Origin of the sequence: uncultured Campylobacter sp., assembly GCF_937997405.1 — a bacterium.
Classification (GTDB): Bacteria; Campylobacterota; Campylobacteria; order Campylobacterales; family Campylobacteraceae; genus Campylobacter_B.
In genome coordinates this window covers 1-1,858 of sequence record NZ_CALKTL010000188.1, presented here as the reverse complement: position 1 = coordinate 1,858, position 1,858 = coordinate 1, and the positions used below count along the sequence as shown (strand labels likewise).

The 1,858-nt window shown below is 48.7% G+C and carries 1 protein-coding gene and 1 pseudogene; both read left to right on the top strand.

The window, feature by feature from the left end:
• Window positions 1-689 precede the first annotated feature (689 nt).
• Window positions 690-1,433, top strand: a complete 744-nt coding sequence (locus Q0372_RS09855) for a hypothetical protein (RefSeq protein ID WP_298105446.1) — start codon at window positions 690-692, stop codon at window positions 1,431-1,433.
• A gap of 35 nt (window positions 1,434-1,468) precedes the next feature.
• Window positions 1,469-1,858: pseudogene (locus tag Q0372_RS09850) on the top strand (hypothetical protein); the annotation flags it as partial.

Genomic DNA, 1,858 nt, shown 5'->3' with positions numbered 1-1,858 from the left:
GCGGTCGGCACGAGCGGGCGAAAATGAGTTTTGAGCGGCAAGGGACGCGTTGCTTTTGCATGGGCGCGGCGAAGGGCGCAAGTGCGCCGCTTTTTGCATGGCTCTCAAGCAAGCGCAAATGAGCTTGATCGCTAAAGCGCGATTTTTGGAATTTCACGTATCGTAGCGGCTCAAAAATTCGTTTGAGCTTTAAAACGGCTCGGCGACGGTGCGGTAAAATTTAATCATTCGCGCCGCATCCCAGGCCAATACAAGGCAAGCGCATTGCGGCGCAAAGCCAAGTCCGATAGGTCCTTGCGTCGCGCAAAATTCTACCGCGGCGCACAGGACGTATCGCATGGGGCTAAGAGCCGATAAAATTTTAGCGGCGCCAAGCTCTCATGCGCGGGTGCGGATACCACAAGCAAAGTATCGCGCGCCGAGCCGAATGAGCGCTGCTGCGACACGCTGCAACCTAGGGGGCTTGCTAACGAGACGCTACGCAAGCCAAAGCGCGCAGGTCCGCCTCACGTAGCCAAAAGACAAAGCCTACAAGGCGGCAAGATAGCAACGCAGCGAGAGCGCGATGAAATTTTAACGCAGGCCGCATAAGCCGTCGGCAAAGCCTAATTCTACGGACAGGTTCTGCGAATAAAATTTCGCAAATTTAGCGCGGATAAAATTTCATAAATTTAAACGGAAAGGTGCATATGAGCCCAAACGTAATCGTCAAATTCGTCATTTTGTTTTTCATCAGAGCGCAAAGCTTAAACGTCAAATTTAGCAGACTAGACGCCATCGTGTCGCGCGCCTACGCCAAATATGGGGCGCTGTTTAAGCTAAGCGTGCCGCTACTTGCCGCAGCGTCGGTATTTGCGCTGTTTAATCTGTACGATTTTGCCAAAGCAAACTACGCGCTGACGATCTTTTTGCTCGCTTTGGGCTCGCCACTGCTTGCGTATAGCTTTTTTAAGGCGATAAAATCGGCGATGACCTTCGCGCTATTTGTGATCCCCTTTGCGGCGGTGTTTGCGATCATCGCGGTGACGGGCGCGGAAAAGCTTGATAACTCGCTAAATTTCAACATCGTCTTTCCGCTATTTTTCACCCTCGTGTGGTTTGCGATGTCGGTGATCGCCGACGAGGACGTGGCGCAGATCATGAATAAGATCGTATCGAAGCTCTCGACACTTTTCGTGACGATTTTCATCCTTTACAACTACGAGGCGTTGCATGGGATTTTAACCGCAAGTGCGGGAGGGTATCGAGCGAGCAGCGACGAGCTAAACGCGCTTGATCTTGTATTTATGACGATTAGATTTTTCACGCTGCCTTCGATTTTTACATTGATGATTTTTGAGATCAAAGATTATCTTTTTACGAGATACAGCGCGTTCGTGCAAGCTCAGCAGGAGCGCATGGAGGATTTAAAAAATTCCAAGGGCTCGGAGTAAAAATTTAAAGTTTAGTCAAACATAATTTCAAGGCTTTGCTACGCGAAAACCGCCACGCGATCAAAAGCCCAACCGCACAAAAACCGCCGTCACGCAATCTTGGCAAATCGCGAGGCTCACCGCATAGAAGCTACCGCCAAGCAATTGTCAAAAAGTTCAAAGAAAGATCTGCCAATTCAAAAGGAAAATTAGAAGTACTGCAGGCTGGAAATGACCTCATGGCATATCAAATTGATGAAACAAGAAGGCTTAGAGTTACCTTAATGACACAGGCTAATGCCATAACCAATTATCTTTCGGCCCAAAATAACAAAGAAATTTTACAAGACGCCAAAAGCAAAAAAATGAAAGAAGGGAAAAACGATTGGGAAGGGAAGTCGTTACGCCATTCGTGCAGGTCGGAACTTACCCGACAAGGAATTTCG